The sequence below is a fragment of the Streptosporangium album genome (assembly GCF_014203795.1).
Lineage (GTDB): Bacteria > Actinomycetota > Actinomycetes > Streptosporangiales > Streptosporangiaceae > Streptosporangium > Streptosporangium album.
The window spans coordinates 968,042-994,122 of sequence record NZ_JACHJU010000002.1; the positions used below are offsets into that span (position 1 = coordinate 968,042).

28 protein-coding genes and 1 pseudogene are annotated in these 26,081 nt (G+C 69.4%); 19 read left to right on the forward strand and 10 right to left on the reverse strand.

Annotation, left to right across the window (positions count from 1 at the left end; all coding sequences use genetic code 11):
- Nucleotides 1–440 precede the first annotated feature (440 nt).
- Nucleotides 441–893 carry a SigE family RNA polymerase sigma factor gene (locus FHR32_RS28285; RefSeq protein ID WP_246467836.1) on the forward strand — a complete coding sequence of 151 codons (453 nt, stop codon included), beginning with the start codon at nt 441–443 and terminating at the stop codon, nt 891–893.
- On the opposite strand, the gene FHR32_RS28290 is transcribed toward FHR32_RS28285, so the two are convergent.
- Together FHR32_RS28290 and murA are read right to left on the reverse strand one after the other, a co-directional pair.
- Entirely contained in the window at nt 832–3,054 is a 2,223-nt protein-coding gene (locus FHR32_RS28290) for a transglycosylase domain-containing protein (protein WP_312882732.1), read from the reverse strand. The genes FHR32_RS28285 and FHR32_RS28290 overlap by 62 nt on opposite strands.
- A 91-nt stretch (nt 3,055–3,145) precedes the next feature.
- Nucleotides 3,146–4,462 carry a UDP-N-acetylglucosamine 1-carboxyvinyltransferase gene (gene murA, locus FHR32_RS28295; protein WP_184757555.1) on the reverse strand — a complete coding sequence of 439 codons (1,317 nt, stop codon included), beginning with the start codon at nt 4,460–4,462 and terminating at the stop codon, nt 3,146–3,148.
- A 98-nt stretch (nt 4,463–4,560) separates the two neighbouring features.
- On the opposite strand from murA, the gene FHR32_RS28300 reads away from it, so the two are divergent.
- Entirely contained in the window at nt 4,561–5,109 is a 549-nt protein-coding gene (locus FHR32_RS28300) for a hypothetical protein (protein ID WP_184757556.1), read from the forward strand.
- Nucleotides 5,110–5,119: 10 nt separating this feature from the next.
- On the opposite strand, the gene FHR32_RS28305 is transcribed toward FHR32_RS28300, so the two are convergent.
- Complete coding sequence (locus FHR32_RS28305; protein ID WP_184757557.1) at nt 5,120–6,511, reverse strand: amidase; 1,392 nt, start codon at nt 6,509–6,511, stop codon at nt 5,120–5,122.
- Between the two features lie 93 nt (nt 6,512–6,604).
- The gene (gene ybaK / locus FHR32_RS28310; protein ID WP_184757558.1) at nt 6,605–7,105 is read right to left on the reverse strand and encodes a Cys-tRNA(Pro) deacylase; all 501 of its coding nucleotides are present in this window, start codon (nt 7,103–7,105) and stop codon (nt 6,605–6,607) included.
- Between the two features lie 99 nt (nt 7,106–7,204).
- Here ybaK and hisD point away from each other — a divergent pair, with 99 nt between their 5' ends.
- The 9 genes from hisD (at nt 7,205) to hisF (ending at nt 13,461) form a co-directional block, all read left to right on the forward strand.
- On the forward strand, nt 7,205–8,512 hold the full coding sequence (gene hisD, locus FHR32_RS28315) for a histidinol dehydrogenase (protein ID WP_184757559.1): 1,308 nt from the start codon (nt 7,205–7,207) through the stop codon (nt 8,510–8,512).
- 112 nt (nt 8,513–8,624) lie between these two features.
- Nucleotides 8,625–9,695, forward strand: coding sequence for a histidinol-phosphate transaminase (locus tag FHR32_RS28320; RefSeq protein WP_184757560.1), 1,071 nt, complete (start codon nt 8,625–8,627; stop codon nt 9,693–9,695).
- Entirely contained in the window at nt 9,692–10,312 is a 621-nt protein-coding gene (gene hisB / locus FHR32_RS28325; protein WP_184757561.1) for an imidazoleglycerol-phosphate dehydratase HisB, read from the forward strand. The genes FHR32_RS28320 and hisB overlap by 4 nt, the downstream gene beginning before the upstream one ends.
- A 31-nt stretch (nt 10,313–10,343) precedes the next feature.
- Nucleotides 10,344–10,499, forward strand: a complete 156-nt coding sequence (locus FHR32_RS28330) for a CG2302 family histidine operon protein (protein ID WP_184757908.1) — start codon at nt 10,344–10,346, stop codon at nt 10,497–10,499.
- On the forward strand, nt 10,496–11,125 hold the full coding sequence (hisH, locus tag FHR32_RS28335; RefSeq protein ID WP_376773399.1) for an imidazole glycerol phosphate synthase subunit HisH: 630 nt from the start codon (nt 10,496–10,498) through the stop codon (nt 11,123–11,125). The genes FHR32_RS28330 and hisH overlap by 4 nt, the downstream gene beginning before the upstream one ends.
- A gap of 64 nt (nt 11,126–11,189) precedes the next feature.
- Nucleotides 11,190–11,531 (forward strand): hypothetical protein, encoded by a 342-nt coding sequence (locus FHR32_RS28340; protein ID WP_184757562.1) that lies wholly within the window; start codon nt 11,190–11,192, stop codon nt 11,529–11,531.
- Nucleotides 11,532–11,535: 4 nt separating this feature from the next.
- Nucleotides 11,536–12,258 carry a bifunctional 1-(5-phosphoribosyl)-5-((5-phosphoribosylamino)methylideneamino)imidazole-4-carboxamide isomerase/phosphoribosylanthranilate isomerase PriA gene (gene priA / locus FHR32_RS28345; RefSeq protein ID WP_184757563.1) on the forward strand — a complete coding sequence of 241 codons (723 nt, stop codon included), beginning with the start codon at nt 11,536–11,538 and terminating at the stop codon, nt 12,256–12,258.
- 25 nt (nt 12,259–12,283) lie between these two features.
- A complete protein-coding gene (locus FHR32_RS28350) occupies nt 12,284–12,676 on the forward strand; it encodes a RidA family protein (protein ID WP_312882733.1) in 393 nt (130 codons plus the stop codon).
- 14 nt (nt 12,677–12,690) lie between these two features.
- A complete protein-coding gene (gene hisF / locus FHR32_RS28355; protein ID WP_184757565.1) occupies nt 12,691–13,461 on the forward strand; it encodes an imidazole glycerol phosphate synthase subunit HisF in 771 nt (256 codons plus the stop codon).
- Between the two features lie 188 nt (nt 13,462–13,649).
- On the opposite strand, the pseudogene FHR32_RS44805 reads toward hisF, so the two are convergent.
- A pseudogene (locus FHR32_RS44805) lies at nt 13,650–14,132 on the reverse strand (IS110 family transposase); the annotation flags it as partial.
- Nucleotides 14,133–14,318: 186 nt separating this feature from the next.
- On the opposite strand from FHR32_RS44805, the gene FHR32_RS28365 reads away from it, so the two are divergent.
- Together FHR32_RS28365 and FHR32_RS28370 are read left to right on the forward strand one after the other, a co-directional pair.
- Nucleotides 14,319–14,645 carry a PadR family transcriptional regulator gene (locus tag FHR32_RS28365; RefSeq protein WP_184757566.1) on the forward strand — a complete coding sequence of 109 codons (327 nt, stop codon included), beginning with the start codon at nt 14,319–14,321 and terminating at the stop codon, nt 14,643–14,645.
- Nucleotides 14,642–15,127, forward strand: a complete 486-nt coding sequence (locus FHR32_RS28370; RefSeq protein WP_184757567.1) for a hypothetical protein — start codon at nt 14,642–14,644, stop codon at nt 15,125–15,127. The genes FHR32_RS28365 and FHR32_RS28370 overlap by 4 nt, the downstream gene beginning before the upstream one ends.
- Before the next feature lie 328 nt (nt 15,128–15,455).
- On the opposite strand, the gene FHR32_RS28375 is transcribed toward FHR32_RS28370, so the two are convergent.
- Nucleotides 15,456–16,070: a site-specific integrase gene (locus tag FHR32_RS28375; RefSeq protein WP_312882761.1), complete on the reverse strand. Its 615-nt coding sequence runs from the start codon at nt 16,068–16,070 to the stop codon at nt 15,456–15,458.
- Between the two features lie 245 nt (nt 16,071–16,315).
- Between FHR32_RS28375 and FHR32_RS28380 the strand changes: the two genes are divergently transcribed.
- Both FHR32_RS28380 and FHR32_RS46795 read left to right on the forward strand, forming a co-directional pair.
- Nucleotides 16,316–17,800: an MDR family MFS transporter gene (locus FHR32_RS28380; RefSeq protein WP_312882734.1), complete on the forward strand. Its 1,485-nt coding sequence runs from the start codon at nt 16,316–16,318 to the stop codon at nt 17,798–17,800.
- Nucleotides 17,801–17,841: 41 nt separating this feature from the next.
- Nucleotides 17,842–18,321 carry an amidase family protein gene (locus tag FHR32_RS46795; protein ID WP_184757570.1) on the forward strand — a complete coding sequence of 160 codons (480 nt, stop codon included), beginning with the start codon at nt 17,842–17,844 and terminating at the stop codon, nt 18,319–18,321.
- A gap of 608 nt (nt 18,322–18,929) precedes the next feature.
- Here the strand turns inward: FHR32_RS46795 and FHR32_RS28390 are convergent.
- Nucleotides 18,930–19,526 carry a hypothetical protein gene (locus tag FHR32_RS28390; RefSeq protein WP_184757571.1) on the reverse strand — a complete coding sequence of 199 codons (597 nt, stop codon included), beginning with the start codon at nt 19,524–19,526 and terminating at the stop codon, nt 18,930–18,932.
- Nucleotides 19,527–19,690: 164 nt separating this feature from the next.
- Between FHR32_RS28390 and FHR32_RS28395 the strand changes: the two genes are divergently transcribed.
- The 3 genes from FHR32_RS28395 (at nt 19,691) to FHR32_RS28405 (ending at nt 21,052) form a co-directional block, all read left to right on the forward strand.
- Nucleotides 19,691–20,029, forward strand: coding sequence for a hypothetical protein (locus FHR32_RS28395; protein WP_184757572.1), 339 nt, complete (start codon nt 19,691–19,693; stop codon nt 20,027–20,029).
- Nucleotides 20,030–20,103: 74 nt separating this feature from the next.
- Nucleotides 20,104–20,691 carry an NADPH-dependent FMN reductase gene (locus tag FHR32_RS28400; protein WP_184757573.1) on the forward strand — a complete coding sequence of 196 codons (588 nt, stop codon included), beginning with the start codon at nt 20,104–20,106 and terminating at the stop codon, nt 20,689–20,691.
- A 10-nt stretch (nt 20,692–20,701) separates the two neighbouring features.
- Nucleotides 20,702–21,052 (forward strand): winged helix-turn-helix transcriptional regulator, encoded by a 351-nt coding sequence (locus tag FHR32_RS28405; protein ID WP_184757574.1) that lies wholly within the window; start codon nt 20,702–20,704, stop codon nt 21,050–21,052.
- A 38-nt stretch (nt 21,053–21,090) separates the two neighbouring features.
- Here FHR32_RS28405 and FHR32_RS28410 read toward each other — a convergent pair whose 3' ends face one another.
- From FHR32_RS28410 to FHR32_RS28420, 3 genes are all read right to left on the reverse strand, one after another.
- A complete protein-coding gene (locus tag FHR32_RS28410; protein WP_184757575.1) occupies nt 21,091–22,485 on the reverse strand; it encodes a glutamine synthetase family protein in 1,395 nt (464 codons plus the stop codon).
- A 152-nt stretch (nt 22,486–22,637) separates the two neighbouring features.
- Complete coding sequence (locus FHR32_RS28415) at nt 22,638–22,799, reverse strand: hypothetical protein (protein ID WP_012889618.1); 162 nt, start codon at nt 22,797–22,799, stop codon at nt 22,638–22,640.
- A 655-nt stretch (nt 22,800–23,454) separates the two neighbouring features.
- The gene (locus FHR32_RS28420; protein WP_184757576.1) at nt 23,455–24,087 is read right to left on the reverse strand and encodes a TIGR03085 family metal-binding protein; all 633 of its coding nucleotides are present in this window, start codon (nt 24,085–24,087) and stop codon (nt 23,455–23,457) included.
- Between the two features lie 177 nt (nt 24,088–24,264).
- Between FHR32_RS28420 and FHR32_RS28425 the strand changes: the two genes are divergently transcribed.
- Nucleotides 24,265–26,046, forward strand: a complete 1,782-nt coding sequence (locus tag FHR32_RS28425; protein WP_221466415.1) for an ABC transporter ATP-binding protein — start codon at nt 24,265–24,267, stop codon at nt 26,044–26,046.
- The last annotated feature ends 35 nt before the right edge of the window (nt 26,047–26,081 follow it).

Below are 26,081 nucleotides of genomic sequence, written 5' to 3' on the forward strand. Positions count from 1 at the left end.
TCGAGGTAGCGGACGCGGACACCGTCGGGAACGGGGAAGAAAGGTTGCTCACGCTCCCTGAACACGCTCACGATCTCGACGTCGCGCGTCCGCGCGAGGTGCCCGGCGAGGTTGAAAACGGTTCGGATCGTGCCGCCCATGCCGTTGGCGTGCAACAGCAGGATGCGCACCTCGTGGCCGTCGGGAGGCGACGCCGCCCGGGCGCGCTGCCGGTCACACGCCTCCAGGGCCCCAAGGAGTGCCCTCGCGACGATGCGACGTAGGAAAGACACGTCATGTTCCGTTCGTGTCGATGTCAGTGCTCTTTTCCGTAGATAGAAGGCGGCGGGTCCAATGTCATACTTCCCGCCGGGACAGAGGTATCCCCCGCTCTGCCGGACAATCGCGGGCGCTCAGCTCGCGGACGCGGATGTACCAGGCGAAGCGCGCGCGGCACGAGCCTGCTCCGGGTCGCCTACCTCGCGTGCGGCGCCGCACGGGACGCCGAGGACCTGCTGCAGACGGCGCTGGAGCGCGCGTACCGCAGCTGGGACCGGGTGCGCCACGACAACCCCGAGCCCTATGTCCGCCGCATCATCGTCAACGACTCGATCAACCGTGCCCGGCGGCGGGCGATCCTGCGGATCATCCCGACGCACGCCCCGCCCGAACGGTCGGCGCGGGAGGCCGACCTCGACCTGCGCCACGTGCTGATGGAGACCCTGCGGGCGCTGCCTCCCCGGCAGCGCGCGGTGGTCGTCCTGCGCTACTGGGAGGACCTCAGCGAGACCCAGACCGCGGAGATCCTCGGCTGCTCGGCGGGCACGGTGAAGAGCCAGGCGTCGAAAGCGCTCACCAGCGGTCGTCCATCCACCTTCTCCACTCGCGGTATCTGCGGTTCTGCCGCTCCCTGAGGAAGATGCGCTGCCGGCGGTACAGCCCGCGTTCGACGGTGTGGCGCTCCCCGGCGCGGCGTCCCGCCTCCTCGGCTTTCTTGTCCTTCTCGTCCTTCTCCAGGCCGGGGGTGTGACCGCCGCCGAAACGCCCCATGTCGGGATGGTGGAAGGACGACGGGGGGACGTCCCGCAGGGCGGCGGACATGGACGACACCCAGATGGGGCCGGGCAGGGAGGCGCCCTGGACCTCGCCGTAGTATTCGCCGCCGATCTCCACGTCCCGCAGCGGATGGCGGTAGGAGCCGCGGATGTCGCCCAGGCTGACCGCGGCGGCCAGGTCGGGGGTGTATCCGGCGAACCACGCCGAGGTGTAGCCGTTGTTGGTGCCGGTCTTGCCGGCCGCCTCGCGGTCGATACCCTGGCCCGTCATGGTGCCCTTGGTGAACACCCCGGTCAGGATGTGGTTGACCGCGTCGGCCACCCCGCGGTCGATCGCCTGGTCGCAGCTCGGCGGCACCTGGATCCGCCTGCCGTTCCGCTCGACGATGTCGCTGATGGCCATCGGACGGCAGTAGCGGCCCCGCGCGCCGAAGGCGGCGAACGCCCCCGCCACCGTCACCGGGTCCATCTCGTTGGCCCCGAGGGTGAAGGTCGGGACCTCGTGCAGCGGCTTGCCGTCCGCGCGGACGATGCCGAGCGCCTTGGCGGTCCTGACCACCCGGCACAGGCCCACCCGCTGCTCCAGCATCATGTAGAAGATGTTCACCGACTTCCAGGTGCCGGTGGAGAGGCTGTACGGGCCGCCCGAGCCCTCGCCGCCGGCGTTGAAGATCTCGGTGTTGGGGTCGTTGACCTTGTGGCCCCGGCAGTCGACGTAGCCCGAGTCGGGCACGAAGCTGCCCGGCGTCATGTAGCCCTGGTCGAACCGCCAGCCGCGGCTCAGGGCGGTGGCCAGCGTGAACACCTTGAACGTGGAGCCGGCCTGGAATCCCTGCCCGCCGCCGTGCGCCATGTCGGCGGGCAGGTTGTAGGTGGTCCGGGAGCCGTTGTTGGTGTTGCCGGGGTTGCGGCCGTACTTCTTGCTGGCGGCCATCGCCCGGATCCGCCCGGTCCCCGGCTCGATCATGGCCTCGGCCGCGACCTCGGTGTCCTTGGCGCCGACCCGCGAGGAGATGGCCCGCTGTGCCGCCCGCTGGGCGATCGGGTCGACGGTGGTGCGCAGCACGGCGCCGCCCTTGGCCAGGCGGCGCTCCCGCTCGGCGCGGGTGTTGCCGAAGACCGGGTTGTTCAGCAGCTCCTTGTGGACATAGATGCAGAAGTAGGGGTAGGCGCTCTCGGCGCAGCCACCGGGCTCCGGCTTCAGCCGGAGGCGCAGGGGGTTCTTCTTGGTGGTGTCGGCCCGGGCCTGGGTGATGTATCCCACCTGGGCCATCCGGTCCAGCACGATGTCCCTGCGCTCGCGCAGGCGCGTACGGCGCTGCCTGTCCAGCGACGGGTCCGTCGCGTACGGCGTCCGCACCGCACCGGCCAGGGTCGCGGCCTGCTGCAGGGACAGCCTGGCGGCCGGGACCGAGAAGAACCGCTGGGCCGCGGCCTCGATCCCGAACGCGCCCGCGCCGAAGTAGGCGATGTTGAGATAACGCTCCAGGATCTCGGCCTTGCTGTACTTCTTCTCCATCGCCAGGGCGTACCGCAGCTCGATGATCTTACGTTTGAGGCTCGGCGCCCGGGCCTGGGCGCGCTCGGCGCTGGTCTGGGCGTTCTCGACCAGGATGTTCTTCACGAGCTGCTGGGTGAGGGAGGACCCTCCCTGCCGCACCCCGCCGGCCTGGGCGTTGGTCACCAGCGCCCGGAGCGTCCCCTTGATGTCCAGACCGGCGTGCTCGTAGAACCGGGAGTCCTCGATCGCCACGATCGCCTGGCTCATGATCGGGGCGACCTTGCGGAGAGGGACGATCTGCCGGTTCTCCGTGTAGAACTGGGCGAACTGCTTGCCGTTCCGATCCAGCAGCACCGTGCGCTGCGGGAGCGGGTTCTCATGCGGGCTGGGGGGCAGGTCGGTCAGGGTGCGCGCGACGCTGTTGGTGGTGATCCCGACGCTGCCGACCACCGGTAGGAGTGCGGCGGCCGCCAGCAGCCCGCCGAGCACGCCGCAGGCCAGCAGCGCCTGCAGGCACACGGCGGGACTGTGCCTTACCTCGTGTCGTCGCGATATCACAGATAGTAAGGTGCAACCGGATGATCAGCCATAAACATCCGGGTGGAAGATTTTACTCTTGAAGGGCCTCCGCCCTGCTGATCTTCAGGCCCAGTGAGGCGAACTGCTCGAAGGGGCGATGGTAGCCCCGCTCGATGTGGTGCACCCCGCGCAGCGTGGAGATGCCCTCGGCGGCGGCGGCCGCGAGCACCGCGGAGAACCCGGCCCGGATGTCGGGCAGCGTCACGTCGGCGCCGCGCAGCTTGGACACGCCGCGCACGACCGCCGAGTGCTTGGCGTTGGTGTCGTGGTAGCGGCACGCCGGGCCGCCGAGGCACACGTCGAAGACCTCGATCTCGCAGCCCATCCGCTGCAGGGCGGGCACGTAGACCAGCCGGTTCTCAAACACCGTCTCGTGCAGCACCGACATGCCCTGGGCCTGTGTGAACAGCACCATCAGCGGTGTCTGCCAGTCGGTCATGAAGCCCGGATGCGTGTCGGTCTGCACCGCCGCCGCCCGCAGCCCGTCCGGCGCGGACGCCGACACGTAGTCGTCGGTGATGTCCATCTCGGCGCCCATCCGGGCGAGTGTGGTGATCGCGGTGACCAGCCGGTCCTGGGGGCAGCCGTGCACCCGGACCTCGCCGCCGGTGATCAGACCGGCCGCCAGGTAGGAGAACGCCTCGATCCGGTCGCCGTTGAGCCAGGTGGAGGCGCCGCGCAGCCGCTCCACGCCTTCGATCACGATGCGCCGGTCCGGGCTGAGCTCGATGCGCGCGCCCATGCGCTGCAGGAACAGCGCGAGCTCCACCACCTCGGGCTCCATGGCCGCGCCCTTGAGCACGGTCTTGCCCTCCGCGAGCACCGCCGACATGAGGATCGTCTCGGTCGCGCCGACGCTCGGGTAGGGCAGTTCGATCCGGGTCCCGCGCAGGCGCTTGGCCCTGGCGTAGACGCCGGTGTCGCTCACCTCGACCTCGGCCCCCATGGCGCGCAGCGCCTCGACGTGGAAGTCGACGGGCCGCCGCCCGATCGGGTCGCCGCCCACCAGCGGCACGAACGCCTCGCCGGCCAGGTGCAGCAGCGGACCCAGCATCAGGATGGGGATCCGGTTGAGACCGGTGAACGCGGCGGGCACGTGGGGGTTGATCTGCGATCCCTGGGCGATCCTGATCTCCCGGGGCGTGATCTCCACGTCGATGCCGAGGGCCCGCAGCATCTGCGCGGTGATCCCGACCTCGCCCACGTCGGGGGCGTTGTGGATCGTGCTCTCGCCGACGCCCAGCATCGCGGCGACCATGTGCTTGGAGACGCCGTTCTTGGACCCGCGGACCTCGACGTCGCCACGTAGCGGCCCGGACGGTTCGATCAGCCATACCTCTTCGTTCACCCGGACAGACTAACGGGATTCGGGCGGAGTCTCGGGGAGCACAGGCCGGGGGGTCGGTAACATCGGGCACATCAGTGCACAGGGTGAGGGGAAACACATTGCGGCACGCGCGCGACTTCGCCGTCACGGTGCTGGTGCTCGGCCTGCTGGGCGTGGGCTCCGGTGCCCTGTGGTCCCTTCTCGCGCCGCGCCCGCCGTACGTCATGACCAAGCAGGGACCGCTGCTGGCCGACCCCTCAACCCAGGCGCTCATCGCGGCCGACGGCTGGTTCGCGGTCGTCACCGGTGCGCTCGGGCTGGCCTGCGGGGCCATCGGCTACGGCCTGTCGCGCAGGGGGCGCCCGCTCGCGGTGGTGCTCGGCCTGGCTGCGGGCGGCCTGCTCGGCGGTTACCTCACGCTGGTGGTCGGACAGGCGGTCAACCTGGGGGCGGGGAGCGTCACCGCCGCCGGGGCGTCCGTGTCCCTGATCCCCGGCCCGCTGGGCCTGACCGCCCCGGGGGTGATGTGCGCCTGGCCGCTGCTGGCCGTCGGCGTGTTCTTCGGGCTGGAGGGCATCGCGGGCTACCGTGACTCGCCGCTGCGCCGCCCGTTCGGCGGGCAGGACCCCTACGGGCCGATGTCCTCCTACGACATCAGCGACAGGTGACCGCGCGCCCTCAGAGCCCGGCGGGCCTGCGCGTGCCGTGCCCGGTGGCCCGCTCGAACGCGTGGGCCAGCCGCAGCACCTCCAGGTCGGCGAAGGGCGGTCCGACGATCTGCACGCCCACCGGCAGCCCGTCGGCGGTGAACCCGCACGGCACGGACGCCGCGGGGGCGTGCAGCACGCTGATCCAGTAGGCCGAGCGCATCCACGCCAGATAGTCCGGCAGCTCCTGTCCGTTGATCTCCGAGACGTACGGCGCGTCCACCGGGAACGGCGGCACCTGGCTGACCGGCGCGATCAGGAAGTCGTAGGTGCCGAAGAAGCCGGTCATCCGCTGGTAGAGGCCGCTGCGCAGCCGCTCGGCCCTGGCCAGGTCCGCCCCGGTCACCGCGCGTCCCCGCTCGACGTTCCAGCGGACGTTCTCTCCCAGGGCGTCCTGGGGCAGGTCGCCGAAGGACAGGGCGTAGTACCACGCCCGGTAGATCCGGAACGCGTCCTCGGCGTCCGACAGGTCCAGCTCCACTCTCTCCACCCGCGCGCCCAGTCCGGTGAGCACCGCGGGGGCCTCGGCGGTGACCCTCGCCGTCTCCGCGTCGACCGGCAGGCCGCCCAGGTCCGGGCTCCACGCGACGCGCAGCCCGGTCAGGTCGAGCTCCAGCGGTTCGGTGAAGACCGTGCCGCTCTCGGCGATGGACAGGGGGGAGGCGGCGTCGAACCCGGCGATCACGCTCATCAGCAGCGCCAGGTCCTCCACGGTGCGGGCCATCGGGCCCGGCACGCCGAGGGTGAACCACGCCGCCGTGGGTGAGGGGGCCGGCACCCGGCCGGGTGTCGGCCGCAGCCCCACCACGTTGCAGAACGAGGCCGGGTTGCGCAGCGAGCCGCCCATGTCGGAGCCGTCGGCCAGCGCCGTCATCCCGGTCGCCAGCGCCGCCGCGGCGCCGCCGCTGCTGCCGCCCGCCGACCGCGACAGGTCGTAGGGGTTGCGGGTGGCGCCGAACAGCTTGTTCACGGTGTGCGAGCCGGTGCCGAACTCCGGGGTGTTGGTCTTGCCGATCGTGATCGCCCCGGCTCCGCGCATCCGCCGCACGATGGGGGAGTCGGTGTCGGGGACGTGGTCGGCGAAGAGCGGCGAGCCGTACGTGGTGCGGATCCCGGCGGTGTCGGTCAGGTCCTTGTGCGCGACCGGCAGGCCGTGCAGCGGCCCGCGCGGGCGCCCCCTCGCCAGGTCCCGGTCGGCCTCCGCGGCCTCCTGCCGGGCGCGGTCGGTCGCCAGGGTGACGATTGCGTTGACCCGGGGGTTGACCTCCTCGATCCGGTCCAGGTGCGCCTGGAGCAGCTCGGTCGCGCTCACCTGCCTGGTGCGCAGCAGTTCGAGCATCTCGGTGGCGGTCAGGTAGTGCATGTGGTCCCCCGATCGGGTGCGGTCTGCGCCGAGTCTCGCCGAAGGGCGCCCCGGACGCGTCGGCAACCTTTGACAACGCGGGTGCCGGGAGGTCTAGCCCGCCTTGCCGATGGACGCGGTGATCCCTTGGGTCAGCCGTACCAGCTCCGCGGGGGCGGTCTCGATCTGCAGCCCGCGCCGTCCGGCCGAGAAGTAGACCGTCGCGAAGTCCAGTGCCGAGGCGTCGACCACGGTCGGCAGCCGCCTGCGCTGCCCCAGCGGGCTGATCCCGCCCACCACGTAACCGGTGACCCGCTCGACCTTGGCCGCGTCGGCCATCGCCGCCCGCTTGCTCCCCAGCGCCGCCGCGAACGCCTTCAGGTCCAGTTTGCCCGACACCGGCACCACGGCGACGGCCAGCCCGCTCTCGACCTCGGCCACGAGCGTCTTGAAGATCTGCCCGTACGGCACGCCGAGCGCGTCGGCGGCCTCCTCGCCGTAGGCCTGGGCGGAGGCGTCGTGCTCGTAGGGGTGGAGGGTGAAATCGACCGCGGCCTGGGTCAGCGCCACCGTCGCCGGGGTGCCCTGGCCGCCCTTGTTCCTGCTCTTGCTCACAGGGGAAGCCTAGCGGCTGAAGAAAATCTACATCGTAAAGCCGATGTCCGGATGGCGGACAGAACGGGACTCGGCGCCGGACCTACGTAGACTAGATAGGTGATTTCCCGTACCGACCTGCGCGGAGCCCTCCCCGAGGACCTGCGCGACGTGCTGCCCCGTGCCGAACTCGACGTCGAAGCCGCCCTGGAGAAGGTGCGGCCGATCTGCGAGGACGTGCATCATCGTGGCGTCGAGGCGGTGCGGGAGCTGACCGCGAGGTTCGACGGCGTCGAGCTCGGCTCCACCCGCGTGCCCGCCGAGGCGATCACCGAGGCGCTGGAGAAGCTGGACCTCAGGGTCCGGGCGGCCCTGGAGGAGTCGATCCGCCGTGCCCGCCTGGTCCATCGCGACCAGCGGCGCACCGACGTCACCACCCAGGTCGTGCCCGGGGGCACCGTCACCGAGCGGTGGATCCCCGTCGAGCGCGTGGGCCTCTACGTCCCCGGTGGCCGGGCGGTCTATCCCTCCAGCGTGGTGATGAACGTCGTCCCCGCGCAGGAGGCGGGGGTGCCCTCCCTGGCGGTCACCTCGCCCGCGCAGAAGGAGTTCGGCGGGCTGCCGCACCCGGCCATCCTGGCCGCGTGCGCCCTGCTCGGCGTGGACGAGGTCTATGCCGTCGGCGGCGCCCAGGCCGTGGCGATGTTCGCCTACGGCACCGAGGAGTGCGCGCCGGCGACCATGGTCACCGGTCCTGGCAACATCTGGGTGGCCGCCGCCAAGCGGCTGCTCAAGGGGCGCATCGGCATCGACTCCGAGGCGGGGCCCACCGAGATCGCGATCCTCGCCGACGCGACGGCCGACCCGGTGCACGTGGCCGCCGACCTGATCAGCCAGGCCGAGCACGACACGATCGCCGCGGCCGTCCTGGTCACCGACTCGGTGGGGCTGGCCGACGCGGTGGAGCGTGAGCTGCCCCGTCAGGTCGCCGCGACCAAGCATGGCGAGCGCATCACCGAGGCTCTGTCGGGTCGCCAGTCGGCGATTCTGCTGGTCGACGACATGGAGGCGGGGCTGCGGGTCGTCGACGCCTACGCGGCCGAGCACCTGGAGATCCACACTGTTGACGCGCCCGCGCTGGCGGCCCGGGTCCGCAACGCCGGGGCGATCTTCGTCGGCGCCTACGCGCCGGTCTCGCTCGGCGACTACCTCGCCGGGTCCAACCATGTGCTGCCCACGGGTGGCTGTGCCTGCCACTCCTCGGGGCTGTCGGTGCAGACCTTCCTGCGCGGCGTCCATGTCGTCGACTACACCCGTGAGGCTCTGGCAGGCGCCGCGGAGCACGTGTGCGTCCTGGCCGATGCCGAGGACCTGCCGGCACACGGTGCGGCGGTCCGCGCGCGGTTCGACTGGGAGGTGCCTTCGTGAGGACCTGCCGGCCCGTGCTGGTGCCGTTTCCGTTGTGTCCGGGAGGTGTTCCGCCGGGGAGTGCCCGTCCGGTGTCCGTGATCCGCGCAAGGTTTGACTGGGAGACGCCCGCGTGAAGCTTGAGGACCTGCCGATCCGGGATGATCTGCGCGGGCGGTCGCCGTATGGCGCCCCCCAGATCGACGTCCCGGTGCGGCTCAACACCAACGAGAACCCCTATGGGCCTTCGGCGTCGCTGGTCACCGACCTGGCCGAGGCGGTACGGCACGGCGCGGCCGGACTCAACCGTTATCCGGACCGTGACGCGGTCGCCCTGCGTGGGGAGTTGGCCGGGTATCTGGGTCATGGTCTGACGGTCGAGCAGGTCTGGGCGGCCAACGGCTCCAACGAGGTGCTCCAGCAGATTCTGCAGGCCTTCGGCGGGTACGGCCGTTCCGCGCTGGGCTTCGAGCCGTCTTACTCGATGCATCCGATCATCACCACGGCTGCCTCGACCGAGTGGATCTCCGGGGCGCGCGAGGAGGATTTCGGGATCGACCCGGACAAGGCCGTCGCTGCGATCGGTGAGCACCGGCCGGACGTGGTCTTCCTGACCTCGCCGAACAATCCGACCGGTACCGCGCTCGATCCGGCGGTGATCGCCCGGATCGTCGCGGCCGCGCCGGGTATGGTCGTGGTGGATGAGGCCTATTTCGAGTTCGCGCGCACCGGCACTCCGTCGGCGTTGACCCTGTTGCCGGAGAATCCCCGTCTCATCGTCACGCGGACCATGTCCAAGGCGTTCGCGATGGCGGGCACCCGGCTCGGCTATCTCGCCGCCCATCCGGCGGTGATCGAGGCGTTGCTCCTGGTCCGCCTGCCGTATCACCTGTCGACGCTCACCCAGACGGCGGCGCGGGTCGCGTTGGCCCACCGGGCTGAGCTGCTCGGTACGGTCGACGCGTTGCGAGCTGAGCGGGACGCCACCGTGGAGTGGCTGCGTGGCAGGGGGTTGGAGGTCGCCGACTCCGATGCCAACTTCGTGTTGTTCGGGCGCTTCGAGGATCGGCATGCGGTCTGGCGGGGTGTGCTGGAGCGCGGGGTGCTGATCCGTGAGGTGGGGCCGCCGGGGTGGCTGAGAGTTTCGATCGGAACGTCCGAGGAGATGGCGGCCTTCCGCGCCGCTTTGGAGGAGACCCTGTGAGCAGCATCGGTGGAGACGGTTCGGTCAGGCGTTTCGGCCGGGTCGAGCGGGTCACGAAGGAGACCTCGGTGCTGGTGGAGGTCGACCTCGACGGGAGTGGGCATGTCGAGGTGTCGACCGGTGTCGGGTTCTACGACCACATGCTGAACCAGCTGGGTAAGCACGGTCTGTTCGATCTGACCGTCAAGACCGAGGGTGATCTGCACATCGATTCCCATCACACGATCGAGGACACCTCGCTCGCCCTGGGAGCGGCGTTCCGTGAGGCGCTGGGTGACAAGTCGGGTGTCCGTCGGTTCGGTAGCGCGTCCTGTCCGCTGGACGAGGCGCTCGCGCAGGTGACGGTCGATCTGTCCGGTCGGCCGTATCTCGTGCACGCCGAGCCCGAGGGCATGGCCCCGATGATCGGTGCGGAGTACGACACGACGATGACCAGGCACATCCTGGAGTCGTTCGTCGCTCAGGCGGCGATCTGCCTGCATGTCCGTGTCCCTTATGGCCGTAACGCCCATCACATCGTCGAGGCCCAGTTCAAGGCGTTGGCCAGGGCGCTGCGTGAGGCCTCCGAGCTCGACCCTCGCGCGAGCGGTGTGCCGAGCACCAAGGGCGTGCTGTGAGCGGGCGGGTCCGTCCGGTGGGGAGGGCTCTGTGAGTGACAACGGGACCGCTGTCGCCATGGCCTTCGTGGCGCTCTTCCTGGTGGGCGGGGTCATCTCCTTTTTCAAACAGGGGCTGAAGAAGGGCGCGCTGCTGCTGGCCGTCCTCGCGGTCCTGGCGACTATCGCGGCGAGGCTCTGGTGGTGAACGTAACGGTTCTTGACTACGGATCGGGCAATCTCCGTTCGGCTGAGCGGGCGCTGGCCCGGGTCGGGGCGGAGGTCACGGTGACCTCTGACTACGAGGCGGCGATGGAGGCCGACGGTCTTGTCGTTCCGGGTGTCGGCGCGTTCGCGGCATGTATGGCCGGGCTGCGTGCTGTGCGCGGTGACCGCATCATCGACCGGCGCCTGGCGGCCGGTCGGCCGGTTCTGGGTATCTGCGTCGGTATGCAGATCCTGTTCGAGGTGGGTGTCGAGCACGGTGTCACGTCCGAGGGCTGTGGTGAGTGGCCGGGGACGGTGGAGCGTCTGGACGCGCCGGTCCTGCCGCACATGGGCTGGAACACGGTCCGGGCGCCTGAGGGCACGGTGTTGTTCGAGGGCATGGACCGTGACACGCGTTTCTATTTCGTCCACTCCTATGGGGTGCGTAGCTGGGAGCTGCGGGCGGGGCCGGGGTTCACCGATCCTCTGGTCACCTGGGCCGAGCATGGTGTCCCGTTCGTCGCGGCGGTGGAGAACGGTCCGCTGATGGCCACCCAGTTCCACCCGGAGAAGTCGGGTGACGCCGGAGCGCAGCTGCTCACGAACTGGCTGGGGACCGTCAAGTGAGTCCTTCAGCGGGCCGCCAGACGGGCTGTCGGGTTGGCTGTCGGCGAGCCGCCGGTGAGTGTCGGTGAGTAAGGAGCGGGCCAGGCGTAGGGCCGAGCGGGAGGCGGAGCAGGCGCGTCAGGCGGCTCTGCGTGCCGAGCGTGAGGCCCGGTTGGTCCGGCGGCGGCAGCGGGTGGGCCGGCTGACCGCGCTGCTGCCCGGCAGGCCCGTGCGGATCGCGGTTCAGGGCGGCATCATGGCCCGTCGCCGGCGTGCGCAGAACGGTCTGGTGGCCGTTCTGTTCTTCATTGTTCAGGCCATCGCCTGGCTACTGTGGTCCTCGTGGACCGCGCGGCTCGGCGTGTTTGTTCTTTCGGTGCTTTTCGTGCCGCTTTTCGTCACCCTTGTTTTCGACCGGAGGTCCTGATCAGATGTCGCTAGAGCTGCTGCCCGCCGTGGACGTCGCCGACGGCCAGGCGGTCCGCCTGGTCCAGGGGGCGGCCGGCACCGAGACCTCCTATGGCGACCCTCTCTCGGCTGCGCTCGCCTGGCAGGAGGCCGGTGCCGAGTGGATCCATCTGGTCGACCTCGACGCCGCCTTCGGCCGGGGCTCCAATCGGGAGCTGATGGCCTCCGTCGTGGCCGCGCTCGACGTCAAGGTGGAGATGTCGGGTGGCATCCGCGACGACGCCTCGCTGGAGCTGGCGTTGGCGACCGGTTGTCGCCGGGTGAACATCGGCACCGCCGCGCTGGAGAATCCCGCCTGGTGTTCCAAGATCATCTCTGAGTACGGTGACCGGATCGCGATCGGTCTCGACGTCCGCGGCACCACTCTCGCCGCCCGTGGCTGGACGAAGGACGGCGGTGACCTGTGGGAGGTGCTGGAGCGCCTGGAGGCCGACGGCTGTTCCCGTTATGTCGTCACCGACGTCACCAAGGACGGCACGCTGCGCGGCCCCAACCTCGATCTGCTCCGTGAGGTGTGCGCCCGTACCGATCGGCCGGTGGTCGCCAGCGGTGGCGTCTCGTCTCTGGACGATCTGCGTGCCCTGGCGGAGCTGGTCCCGCTCGGTGTGGAGGGGGCGATCGTCGGCAAGGCCCTGTACGCGCAGGCCTTCACCCTTGAAGAGGCCCTGGCCGCGGTGAGCTCGTAGGTTGCGTCACATGGGGGGAAACGCGGTGACTCACTGCTCCGGCACGCGGGTGTTCAGCGGTGGTGTCTGGGAGGAGCGGTACGGCTATGCCCGTGCGGTGGTGGCGGGTCCATGGGTGCTCGTCTCGGGGTGCACCGCGACCGTCGACGGTGAGGTTCAGCATGTGGGTGACGCCTATCGGCAGGCGCTGGCCGTCTTCGGCATCGCGTTGGACGCGATCGAGAAGGCGGGGCTGTCGCGCCATGACGTGGTCCGGGTCCGTTATTTCGTGGTCGACGACGCCCATTACGACGAGGTCGGTCGCGCGCACGCCGAGCTGTTCGGCGACGTCCGCCCGGCGTGCACCGGGGTGCGGGTGGCGGGTCTGATCGATCCGCGCATGCTTGTCGAGGCCGAGGTCGAGGCTTACCGTGAATGAGGAGCTGTAGAGAGATGAGTGTCGCGGTACGGGTGATCCCCTGTCTGGACGTGGATGCCGGGCGGGTCGTCAAGGGTGTCAACTTCGAGAATCTCCGCGATGCCGGGGACCCCGTGGAGCTGGCCCGCCGCTATGACGCCGAGGGGGCCGACGAGCTGACGTTTCTCGACATCACGGCCTCCAGTTCCGACCGGTCGACGATGTATGACGTGGTCAGGCGGACGGCCGAGCAGGTGTTCATCCCGCTGACCGTCGGCGGGGGGGTGCGGACGGTCGAGGATGTGAACAGGCTGCTGCGCGCGGGGGCGGACAAGGTGGGGTTGAACACCGCCGCGATCGCCCGGCCGGAGCTGCTGACCGAGGTGTCGCGGCGTTACGGCGCGCAGTGCATCGTGCTGTCGGTGGACGCCCGCCGGGTGGTCGACGGCCCGGCGACGCCGTCGGGGTTCGAGGTGACGACCCATGGTGGCCGCCGGGGCACCGGCATCGACGCGGTGGAGTGGGCCCGCCGGGGTGAGGAGCTGGGGGTGGGGGAGATCCTGCTCAACTCCATGGACGGTGACGGCACCCGTGACGGTTACGACCTGGAGATGATCCGTGCCGTCCGGGCGGCGGTGTCGGTGCCGGTGATCGCCAGTGGCGGGGCCGGTTCGCTGGAGGACTTTCCGCCGGCGGTGGAGGCGGGGGCGGACGCGGTGCTGGCGGCGTCGGTGTTCCACTTCGGGCAGTTGCGGATCGGCGAGGTGAAGGACGCCTTGCGCGCGGCGGGGCATCCTGTGCGCTGATTCCGCCGGTCAGCACTGCCGGACATGTTCCCGCTCTGGCGGGCCGGTGGGCCCGGGCGTGGTTGGCGCCGCGGTGGGTGGGTGTTCCGGGCGGCCGCCGCAGTTGTTCCGTCGTTGGAACAGGTGCCTGCTCGGATATGCTCCCAGGGCGGCTGGTTCTCCCGATGTCGTTCCGCCTCCAGGAGCTTTTCCACGCGCTGCTTCACGCGGGTGCGCTCGCGCACCAGGGTGCGCCGGTAGCGGGTCAGGTCGCGCAGTTGCCGGATGGGTTTGGGGTGGACCAGGCTGGGCCGGCACATGCCGCGCTCGACGACCTTGGCCAGCCAGACCGCGTCCAGTTTGTCGGTCTTGGGGCGGCCGGGGACGTTCTTGACGTGCTTGGCGTTCAGCGGCCAGCAGGTGAAGCCTTCGGCTTCCAGCAGGTAGTAGACGGGCTTCCAATATTCGGAGGTCGCTTCCATCGCGACCAGGGTGACGGCTTGGCGGCGCAGCCAGTCGGCCAGGGCCGGCAGCGAGGAGACCAGCGTGGAGTACTCGCGGACTTCCTGGCGGCGCCGGTCGGGCCGTTCCTCGTGCGGGACGCGCACGCACACCACCAGGCCAGCCTTGGCGATGTCGATGGCGGCGACGCGGTCGATGAGTTCGAGCGGTTCGTGGGTGGTGTCCTCCATGGCGTTGCCTCTTTTGGCTCCCGGGGTGGATGGGGGTGGGTGGTTGCCCGGGGAGCCGGCGGGGGTATGGACTGAAAAGCGGAAGATCCCGCCGGGGAGCCGATCTGGCGCTCAGGGCGCATTCTGTACTCCGTAGGATCGTAGTCTGATCTTGCCCTATAGCTCGCTGAGCGATATATATCAGCTATGGCACTACGTGAGCAGAGTTACCTCGTGCTCCTGGCGCTCTCCGACGGCCCCCTTCACGGCTACGGCGTGATCAAAACGGTCCAGGAGCTGTCGGAGGCCCGCGTCCGGCTGGGCGCGGGCGCCCTGTACGGCGCCTTGGACCGGCTGGCCGGCGAAGGCCTGGTCACCGTAGTCAAGGAAGAAGTCGTCGACGGCCGCCACCGTCGCTACTACGACCTGACCGGACACGGCCGTCACCTCCTGGCCGAGGAGACCATCCGGCTCACCCGCCTGGCCACCACCGCACAGCGCCGGCTCCGCCTTCAACCCGGAACGGGAGCATGATGAACGCCTACGAGCGGCGCTGCCGCCTGCTGATGTGCGCCTACCCGCCGCGCTTCCGCGAGCACCGGGGCCAAGAGTTGCTGGGCATCCTGCTGGACCTCGCCGCACCAGGGCAGACGCGACCCACCCTGCGCGACAGCTTCGACATCGTCCGCGGCGGGCTGCTCACCCGGCTCGGGGACCGTCCCCCTGCCGGGCAGTGGATCCTGTACCGGCTGTTCGGCAGGCCCGTACCCGACCGATACCGGATGTGGGTCCGCGACGACCTCCACAGCAAGCTGTATTTCTTCCACACCCCGTTCCTGCGGTTCATGCTGATCGTTCCGCTGCTTACCGGCGTCGACGCGTTCCTTCGCGCTCACGGTATAGACCAGCCGAGCTGGCCGATCCCCGTGGCTTTCGGACTCGCCGCCCAGAGCGCGAACGCGACCAGACGCTGGGCCTGTGATCGATACGGGCCTGAGCGCATCGACGCATCATGACCTGAGGCGGCCGGGTGCGGCTGTTCCACCCGATCAACCTGGGACAGCGGCCTGCTCATCACCAACAGATCTGTCTGCGACGGCCTGGGCATGATCCAGGGACACAGCTGTACAGCAGCCTTGTACAGCAACACCGTCTTACGCGATCACATCCCACCGAACCGCATCTACCGCCTGACCAAGGCATGAGCTCTCCGACCCGGGACCTGCCGTTGACTCGTAATGAAGAGGTCTCGGGTTCGAATCCCGAAGGCGACTCCGCAGGTGAAAGGCCCCTCGCGATGATTGCGGTGGGCCTTTTCTGATCTTGTACAGCTGCGAGATACAGCTACGGGGTCAGTCGCTTGTTCAGGCGCTTCAGCGCCTTGCGGGTTTCGGGGGACGGGACCTGCGTGTAGACGTTCATGGTCACCGAGATCTGCGAGTGGCGCAGGATGCGCATCGCGACCCGCGGATGGACATCGAGGGCGGCCAGGAGCGAGGCGCAGGTGTGGCGGGTGTCGTGGACGCGGATGCGGGGGACGCCCGCCTTGCGGCAGTGCATGTCGAAGGAGTGGTTGAAGTTGCGGGGTTCGATCGGGGTGCCGTGCTTGGTGGTGAAGACGAGGTCGCTCTCGTGCCACGCGTCGCCGGCGTCCTGGCGGGCTTGGGCCTGAATCTGCTGGCGGTCCTTCAGCGCTGCTATGCAGAGCCCCAGGAGTGGTAGAGGGGTCGCCGAGCCTTCCGTCTTGGTGTTGTCGCGGTGGAGCAGTCTTCCGTGGACGCGGGTGAGTTGGTGGTCGATCGACAGCTCTTCGCCGTCGAAGTCGACGCCGTCCCAGACCAGGCCAAGCACTTCGCCGCGACGCAGGCCGAGGAGGAGCACCAGGACGTAGGCGGCGTACAGGGGGTCGCAGACATTGCGGAGTGTTCGAGGAAGCGGCGGGCTTCGTCGACGCTCCAGGTGGTGTGCTGGCGGCGCTTCTTCGTCGACTTGCTGGCGTTCGGCATGACAGTAAGACCGGCGACGTTCTTCGTGATCAGCTCTTCACGGATGGCGCTGTCGGTGAAAACCAGGTGACGTCTTACATCGCTTGCCGCAAGGCTGGTCGCGGTCGATGAGTTTTGTCGGTGGCTGCAGTCAGTATGTGCTGAATGACTATGACTGCTCGTGAGACCGAAGGCTGCGACGCCAGCCATGACCACGTTGTGCCCGACAACCCCGAACGAGGTTCCGTGTCCAGTCCACAGCTCGACTCGCTTGCCAAATCCGCGGCCACCGTTTCAGGTCGCACCCCGGCCGTGATCCGACTGCTGGTGCTCGCCACATTCGTGGTCATCCTCAACGAGACGATCATGATCAATGCGATCCCGCAGTTGATGGGGGCGCTGCACATCACCGAGCAGACCGCGCAGTGGCTCTCGACCGCCTTCATGCTGACCATGGCCGCGGTCATCCCGATCACCGGGTGGTTCCTGCAGCGGGTGTCCACGCGCCACGCGTACGCCACGGCGATGGGCCTGTTCTTGCTCGGCACGGCGTTGGCCGCCGTCGCGCCGTCGTTTGAGGTGCTGCTGGGCGCCCGAATCATCCAAGCGTCCGGGACAGCTGTGATGATGCCGTTGCTGATGACGACGCTGATGCAGGTGGTGCCCGAGAAAGACCGGGGCCGGGTGATGGGCACCGTCACCCTGGCCATCTCGGTCGCGCCCGCAATGGGCCCAGCGATCTCGGGGGTGATCCTTCAGTTCGGGTCTTGGCGCCTGCTCTTCGCCGTGGTGCTCCCCATCGCCGCCGTGATCACTTGGGGCGGCCTGAGGCAGCTCAAGAACATTGGCCAGCCCCAGTTCAGCACCATCGACTGGTTCAGTGTGGCAACCGCCGCGGCTGGCTTCGGCGGCCTGGTCTACGGGCTTAGCCGGTTCGACAGCGGTAACGTCGGCGTTGCCGCCGGAATCGTGGCGGCCGGCCTGGTCACCATCGCCGTCTTCATCGTTCGCCAGCTGTCGTTGCAGAAGCGCGGCGTGCCGCTGATGGACCTGCGGACCCTTCGGCACCGCACCTACACGGTCGCGCTGATTCTGATGTCGGTGGCCTTCATGGCGATGCTCGGCTCGATGATCTTGTTGCCGCTTTATCTGCAGAACGTCCGCGAACTCAGCGCCCTGCAGACCGGACTCCTCGTGATGCCGGGCGGCCTCGCGATGGGTCTGCTCGGTCCGACCGTCGGCCGCCTGTTCGACAGGTTCGGCGGCCGGGTTCTGGTTATCCCCGGCGCGATCGGGATCATGCTCGCGCTCGCTGGTTTCACCCAGGTCACGATGACCATGCCGTACTGGCAGCTCCTCGGTCTGCACGCGCTGCTGATGGTGAGTCTGGCCGCGACCTTTACCCCGGTGTTCACCCTCGGGCTCGGAGCGGTTCCCTCGCACCTCTACTCCCACGGCAGCTCGATCCTGAGCACACTCCAGCAGGTCGCCGCGGCCATCGGCACCGCGCTCGTGATCACCGTGATGAGCGCGCGAGCCGATGCCCTGAAATCCGAGGGAGCCACCGAGGTGCTCGCCAACCTCGGCGGCATGCGGCTGGCCTTCATCATCGGCGCGGTGCTGTCCGTGGCTGTGGTCGTCACCGCCCTGCTCCTACCGGCCCGGGCGGAGAGCGCCGGCGAGCATGAGGGACACGGTCTATGAAGCCGGCGTGATGGCGGTGGAGTGGGACGCCGTGATCCCTCTTGCCGGGCGGGCTGGGCCTGCCCGGCAGCAAGCAGATCAAGTTCGCCGCCGCATATGCCGGGCGGACCGTGACCATCTGGGCCGATGCCCGCAGCATCCACATGCTGCTCGAAGGCCGCCTGATCCGGACACGTCCCTCTTGGTTCTCCCCGCGCGACCCACACGCCCTGCTGCTGCGGGGAGGACGAATCACCGGTCGAGCGACCGCCACAGACCTGGCCATCGCTTACGAGCACCTCGCCCAGGCCATCTCCCGGATGATCATCGACGTCGACCCATACGACGCCGTCCTGTCGCCGGCTGCCGTCACGCCAGCGGTACCTGTCGGATACTTCACCGAGGTCGACACAGCCACCGAGGCGACCCGCATGCAGAACTGGTCGTGCTACGCGTTCCTGGCCAACCTGTCAGGGCATCCCTCGATCAGCCTGCCGACGTACGTGACACGGGCGGCCAGGAGTCACCCGGTTGACCCCTGACACCCTGGTAGGCGTGGCGACGCCGTCCCTCCAAGTCCCACGCCGCCACGCCCGTTCTACCGGGCTCTACCGGACAGGAGCGCTGTCCAGATCACCCGAGCTTCGGCGAGAGACCATCGGCTGGTCTCGTGGATCTCGTGCTTGCGGTCGAGTTGAACGGTTCGCCGGATGAACGCCTGTCCACCGCCCTGGCACAGTTCGTAAACCGTGGCGTGGCAGACACAGGTCCAGTTCACTGGCCTTATGCGGTCAGGAGTCCGGTACGGATCCCGCCGCTCCAGCCGCGCGTGATCGCGCTGAGCCATGGCCACGTGCGGGCTCAGGCACTCCTCCAGCGGCATCACGACATGCCTCCGTGGACCGGCTCCGACAGCGGGTGGCTTTGGTGTAGTTCTTCGTACCGACGGGCCACGCAACGGGCGACGGTAGCCGGGTTATCCACGTTGTAGACCGTGTAGAGCCGTCGGCCCGTCCGCCCCGAGATCTGCCCCGTCCACCAGCGGTAGACGAAGCCGTCCGTCCAGACCAGAAGATCAACCCAGACCGACACCAGAGCGACGCCGTAGCCGTCATGGACGTCAGCGCAGATCCCGTGCTGTTCCAGTGCCTTACGAGATCGCCAGCTGGGTGACCGAGGGGCCGGGCAAGTTCATCGTCACGGTGCCCTGGGAGGCGGGCAGCGTGCCCAGCGAGGCGGGCAGTGCGTAGCCGGCCGTGGCGCCGGTCTTCTGGATGGCGGCGGCCTGCGTCACCCCGGTTCCGGCGCCGACGACCGCGGTGGCGGGCGCGGTGCCCTTGTTGATCAGGACGACGACCTTCGGGTTGGCCGAGGCGTACACCTCGACGTCGGGAAGGGTGGTCTGGGCGCGTACGAGGGAGCTGCCGAAACGGGCCAGGGAGGTGTCCTGCTGTCCGGTGAAGAATCCCACTCCTTGGTAGATCGGCATGCGTTCGCTGAGTCCGGCCCCGTTGCGGGCGTAGGCGGGGCGCTCGTCGTTCTCCTGGTCGTACAGCAGGCCCAGCGCGCCGTTCTTGTCGCCGTAGACGGAGCCCTTGGCGCCGGCCTTCAGCAGGTGGCCCCAGACGCTGGCCACCCACCAGATCGCGGCGTTGCGGTATTGGAAGGGTTCGGTGCCGATGTTGCCGCAGTGGGCGAGTTCGGGCGGGTCGTTGTCGACGCTCCAGGAAGAGTTGATCTCTCCCACCAGGACGTCGATCGTGTCCGCGCGCGCGGGCGCACCGCAGCGGGCGCCATGTTAGGTAGAGATCGTTAACGGCGTGTGTCTTCGCGTGTTCCGGTCATGCGTTTTCGGCAATGGGGGAGGGTTGCGGGCTTCCCGCCGTGGCTTCCGGACGTCCTTGTCCTCTGGTGTCGACGGTCGACGCGGGCGGTTGCCCGGGTGCTGCCCTCTGCTCTCTCGGCCTCTGGTCGGTGATGTCGCACACGCACGCACGCTTCGCCTTCGGCGCGGGCCGGCACGATGCTCAGGATGCGCAGCCGTACGGGATCGGCCAGGGCTTTGAGCCGCTGGGCGAGGTCGGCCGCGGTCCGAGCGACCGTGGGCTGACCTCGTTCGGCAGTGGCCTGTACGGCACGGCCGAGCGCCAGGCCCTGCCCGCCTCGCCGGGGACGCGGACCTTGTCGCGGATGGCCGGTCTCCTGGCGGCCAAACTAAGCTTTGCTTATCTACTCAGTATTCCTGTGTAGTCTGTGCCCGTCCGGAGGACGGTCCAGCCGGCCCCCGGCCATGTGCGATCACACGAGATACGAGGAGACGAGTCATGGCCAAGCTTGAGATCATTGTCGCGAGCACCCGCCCCGGCCGGGTCGGCCTGCCGATCGGGCAGTGGATCGAAGCGGAGGCGGTGGCGCACGACGGTTTCCCGGAGGTTGAGCTTGTCGATCTCGCCGAGGTGAACCTGCCGTTCATGAACGAGCCCAACCACCCGCGGATGGGCCAGTACACCCACCAGCACACCCGCGACTGGAGCGCGAAGGTCGCCGAGGCCGACGCCTTCGTCTTCGTCCTGCCGGAGTACAACTACGGGTACAACGCCGAGCTCAAGAACGCCATCGACTACCTGCACAAGGAGTGGTCCTACAAGCCCGTCGGCCTGGTCAGTTACGGCGGTGTCGCGGCCGGCACCCGCGCTGCCCAGATGATCAAGCAGGTGGTCACCACGCTCAAGATGACCCCGATCTTCGAGGCGGTTGCCATCCCCTTCGTCGGTCAGTTCGTCGACGACGAGAATAGATTGATCCCGAACGAGGTTATGGTCGCGTCGGCCAAGGCCATGCTCGACGAGCTGGCCAGGGTGAGCGAGGTCCTGCGGGTGCTGCGCGAGGGCATCGCCCCCGTGAGGAGGTGAGGGGAGAGCCATGAGCGAGGTGCACAGCGTCTGCGTGCGGTACCACGCGGCGGTCGAGCTGATCGGCGCCCGCTGGTCCGGCGCCATCTTGCGTGCCCTGTTCACCGGCCATCGCCGGTACGCGCAGATCAAGGCCGCCGTGCCGGGACTGAGTGACACCATGCTGACCGAGCGGCTGCGCACCCTGGAGGTCGAGGGGCTCGTCGAGCGCCACGTCGTCCAGTCCTCCCCCGTCCAGGTCGAGTACCACCTCACCGAGAAGGGCCTCGACCTCGCACCGGTGCTGGAAGCCGTGATCACCTGGTCGCACAAGTGGATCCCGCTCCCGCGGGAAGCCGCCGGCGACCCGGGCACCGGTTGAGAGGCTGATCGGACACCTGGTGCGGTTCCCCGGGCCTGTCAGAAGACGCGGAAGTGGTGGAACAGCTCGTAGGCGGCGCCCTGGGCGGTGAAGGCGCGGGCTTCGGAGCGTTTGACGGCCAGGTAGGCGGAGCTGCGCAGCGGGCCCAGGGCGTCCATGAGGACCTCGTCGGCCTCCAGGGCGTCGAGGGCCTCGTCCAGGGTGGTGGGGAGACGGGGGACGCGCCCTTCGGGGAGGGTTGCGGGGTCGACGTCGACGGGGTCTCCGGGGTCGAGCCCGCGGCGGATGCCGTCGAGGCCGGCGTGCAGGACGGCGCCGAGGGAGAGGTAGGGGTTGGCCGAGGAGTCGGAGGGTTTGAACTCCAGGTTGGCCGAGGCTTCGGCGTCCTGTCCTGTCGGAGAGCAGATCCGCACCGCGGCCTCGCGGTTGTCCATGCCGTAGCAGGCGTAGGCGCTCGACCACATCCTCGGTGCCAGCCGCCGGAAGCTGTTGACCGAACCGCAGGTCAGCGCGGTGAGTGCCGGGAGGTGGGCGATCAGGCCGCCGATGAAGCGGTAGCCCGTGGCCGACAGGCCGTAGCGGTCGGCGGGGTCGCTGAAGACGTTGATCTGTAGCTCGGGGTCCCACAGGGACAGGTGCAGGTGGGCGCCGTTGCCGGCCTGGCCGGCGAGGGGTTTGGGGGCCAGGGAGGCCCACATGGACATGCCGAGGGCGACGCCGCGGACGGTCTCGCGGTAGAGGACCTGGTTGTCGGCGGCGCGCATGGCGGTGGCGTGACGGATGGAGAGTTCCTGCTGGCCGTGGCCGAGCTCGGGGTGGTAGTGCTCGACCCGCAGTCCCTGGGTCTCCATGGCGTGGATCAGGCGCATCGTGTAGTCGTGGGCCGCGTCGAAGCCGGTGGTGGCGTAGCAGAGGCTGTCGTCGAGGGGGACCAGCCGGTCCAGGCCGCCGGCGGGGTCGGGCACCCGGTGGCCGAGGGTGAACTCGGGTTCGTAGGCGGCGACGGCGACGTGGCCCTCGGCGGCCAGGGCGGCGATCGCCTCGCGCAGGAAGGTGCGCGGGCAGCAGGGCCAGGGGGAGCCGTCGGTCCGGCGCAGGTCCGACAGCATGGCGGCGGCGCCGGGGGCGTAGGGCAGCGGGACGAAGGTGGTCGGGTCGGGAACGAGGCGGACCTCGCCGACCGGGCCGAGGTGTTCGACGTCCTGGAGCTGGTCGAGCATGTTCATCGCCATCATGGCCACGGTGTGGCCGACGCCGGTGGTGAGCCGTTCGGCGAGCCGGGAGCGGGAGACGGCCTTGCCCCGGATCACTCCGCCGTGGTCGGCGTAGAGGAAACGGGTCAGTTCGATGTGCTCGGTCTCGGCGTGCTCGACGGCGCGGAGGGCCGCCGGGCCGAGCCGATGGACTCCGGTGGCGCTGTGACGATCTCCCATGCTCTCTGCGTAACACGTCTGTGCGGGCAGGCAAAGCACATTGCGGGATGGCTCGGGTTGCGCTGATTGCGCGCTCCCGCATGGATCGGGCGGGAGCGCCGGGAGAAAGGTCGGCAACGTGGGTCAGGGGCGGAGCAAACCTCCGCCGGCGGTCAGCTCAGCACACGTGTGAAGAACAGGGCCAGTTGGTCCGCTCCCCTCACGATCCCGTCGAAGACTCCGGTCACCGCGTCCGCCGCCTGGGCGGGTTTGGTGAACAGATAAAAGGCCACGAACGCCACCGCTACGTAGGTAGCGACCTTCTTGACCTGCATTGGGGGCCTCCTGCAGTTCCAGTCCCAGCCTTATATACCCGGATTTTAAGGACCTTTGGCATTTTCGGCCCGGGTGGCTCCCGGATTTTGTTGATCATACCTGCCCGGCCGGGGCGATCCATGGCCAGATCGCTGGATTGGCATGAGTCCCCCCACGCCATCGTGCGGTGAGGAGGGACGCATGTCCAACCCTTACTGCCATATGTACCGCTAGGGGTAGGCGGGGGCGGATCGCCACCCGGTGGGGGATCGCCGCCCGTCCGGCGGGAGGGCGGGTGGGCGCCACCCCCCAAAAAAAGCTAAGGGTTCTTGGCAACTGGCGCATCCATAGCCCCGGCAGCTCCGGATAACAGGTCAAGACACCGCAAGGAACGCCTATATGACCCGACCTGCCTCTGCTGTCCTGATCCTGCACGGAGGACGCGCCACCAGCGCGGCGCCGACGGCCCCTACGACGCGATCGGCTCGGTCGAGATGGGCGGGCACTACGTCCGGACGGTGCACGAGTGGTGCCGGACCTTCGATTCCCGCCACGCCGAGGCCGTCGCGCTGGTCGGCGAGTCGCGGCCCTCATGACCTACTTCCTGGCCGCGAAGACCGGCAAGCCGCTGCTGGAGAGGCGGCTGTCGGAGTCGCGCCCCGGCACCGGGGCCGTTCAGACGCCCAGCCGGGCGTCCATCAGCGCGGCCACGGCCTCCTCGGGGCCGGCGACGTCGACCGGGGCGTGGGACTGGCGGCCGAAGCAGAACAGCAGCAGCTCACCGGCCGTGCCGGTCACCTCGACCACGGCCGCGTCCCTGGTGCCGCCGAGGGCGACGCCGCCGCCGATGCGGTGCAGGACGACGCCGACCGGGGACCTGCGCAGGAACACCCGCCTGCCGGCGCGGATCCGCTTCCAGAAGGTCTCCTCCAGGTCGGCCGGGAGCTCGCGCGGCTCCCAGACCCGCTGCGCCCGCCGTACGTCCTCGTGGTGGACGAAGAACTCCATCGCGTTGACGGCGTTGTCCATGCCGGGCACCAGGCCGTAGAGCCCGGCCGGGCCGGAGAGGATCAGCTTCACCAGGCCCTCGTAGCCGTATCTGGCCTTCAGGGCCTCCTGCACGGAGGCGGTGTATCCGGCCAGCGGCCGGAGCGCGATGCCACCCGCGGCGTCCGGGCGGCGCTCGCGCAGGACGAGGTGGGCGGCGAGGTCGAAGGTGGTCCAGCCCTCGCAGAGCGTGGGGGCGTCCGGGCCGAGCTGGAGGAGCAGGTCGCCGAGAGCGGCGCGTTCGGCGCGGGCATGATTCATCTGATCATCCTAACAATGCCGTCATCTGGGCAATCGCCTCCGATCGGGGCGGGAGACGACACTCCGGAAAGGGCCTCGGGGAATAAGGACGCGATCGCGCGTGATAGTGACATACGTAGCAATGTTCATCTTCGAAAGGACACCCCCCGAGTGGCGAGCAAGGTGACTCCCGCCGTCATGCGTAAGGGATTCCACGTACTCGGGGTGGCCATCCGGGCCGAGAAGGCGGTCTTCGCCGCAGCCACCCTGTCCAGCGCACTCTACGGCGTCATGACGGTCGGGTCGGCGTGGGCGCTCGGCTGGGCCACCGAGAACGTCGTGTTACCCGCCTTCGCCAAGGGGGACGTCGCGGCCGGGACACTCGTCTCGGGCGCGCTTCTCATCCTGGGCGTCGCGCTGCTCAAGGCGCTCGGCGTGGCCGGCCGGCGGTTCTTCGCCGGGGTCATGCAGTACCGGATGCAGGCCCGCTCCCGCCGGGAGGTCACCCGCCAGTACCTCAGGCTCCCGCTGGCCTGGCACCATCGGCACCCGACCGGCCAGCTGCTGTCCAACGCCAGCTCCGACGCCGAGGCGGCCTGGGCTCCGCTGGCTCCGCTGCCGATGGCGGTCGGCGTGGTCGTCATGCTCGTCACCGCCGCCGTCGCGCTGGTGTTCACCGATCCCGTCCTCGCCCTGGTCGGCTTCCTGATCTTCCCGGCGATCGCCGTGCTGAACCTGATCTACCAGCGCAGGCTCAGTCCCCTGGCCACCCGCGCCCAGCAGTTGCGCGCCGAGGTCAGCGAGATCGCCCACGAGAGCTTCGACGGCGCCCTGGTCGTCAAGACCCTCGGACGCGAGGACGAGGAGACCGCCCGGTTCCAGGCCAGGGCCGAGGAGCTGCGCGACGCCAACATCGCCGTCGGCCGCGTCCGCGGCCTGTTCGATCCGATGCTGGAGGCCCTGCCCACCCTGGGCGTGCTCGCGGTGCTGATCGTCGGCGCGTGGAGGCTGGAGAGCGGCGCGGTCAGCTCGGGCGTCCTGATCCAGGTCGCCTACCTGTTCACCCTGCTGGCCTTCCCGATCCGCGCGCTCGGCTGGGTGCTCGCCGAGCTGCCCCGCGCCGTCGTCGGCTACGAGAGGGTGCAGGCCGTCCTGACCGCGACCGGCTCCATGGAGTACGGCACCGCCACGCTGCCCGGCACGCTCCCGGCCAGGCTGGAGGTCCGCGACCTCGACTACGGCTACGACGGCTTCCCGGTCCTGCGGGGGGTCGGCTTCGAGGCCGAGCCGGGCCGTACGCTCGCGCTGGTCGGCCCAACCGGCTCGGGCAAGTCCACCCTCACCCAGACCCTCGTCCGCCTGGTCGACCCGGCGGCCGGAGCCGTGCTGGTGGACGGGGTGGACCTGCGCGACGTCGCCCGCGGCGGGGTCAGCGGGGCGGTGGCGCTGGTGCCGCAGCAGACGTTCCTGTTCGACGACACCGTGCGCGGCAACGTCACCCTGGGCCTGCCGGTCGGCGACGAGGACGTCTGGGCGGCGTTGCGCCTGGCCCAGGCCGACGGCTTCGTCAGCGCTCTGCCCTCCGGGCTCGACACCAAGGTCGGCGAGCGCGGCACCACCCTGTCCGGCGGCCAGCGCCAGCGTCTGGCCCTGGCCCGCGCGCTGGTCCGCCGCCCCCGGCTGCTCATCCTGGACGACGCCACCTCCAGCGTGGACCCCCAGGTCGAGGCCAGGATCCTGTACGGCCTGCGGGACGCGGCCCAGGCCTCGACCGTGCTGGTCGTCGCCTACCGGATGGCCACCATCGCCCTGGCCGACGAGGTCGTCTACCTCGAACACGGCAGCGTCGTCGACCGGGGATCCCACCAGGAGCTGCTCGTCCGCTGCGAGGGCTACCGCAATCTGGTCACCGCCTACGAACGCGAAGAGGCCGAGCGCGAGGCGCTCGGGGCAGAGGAAGAGGAAGAGGTCAACGCGTGAGCACTCTCACGACCACCGACGAGAAGATGGTGCGC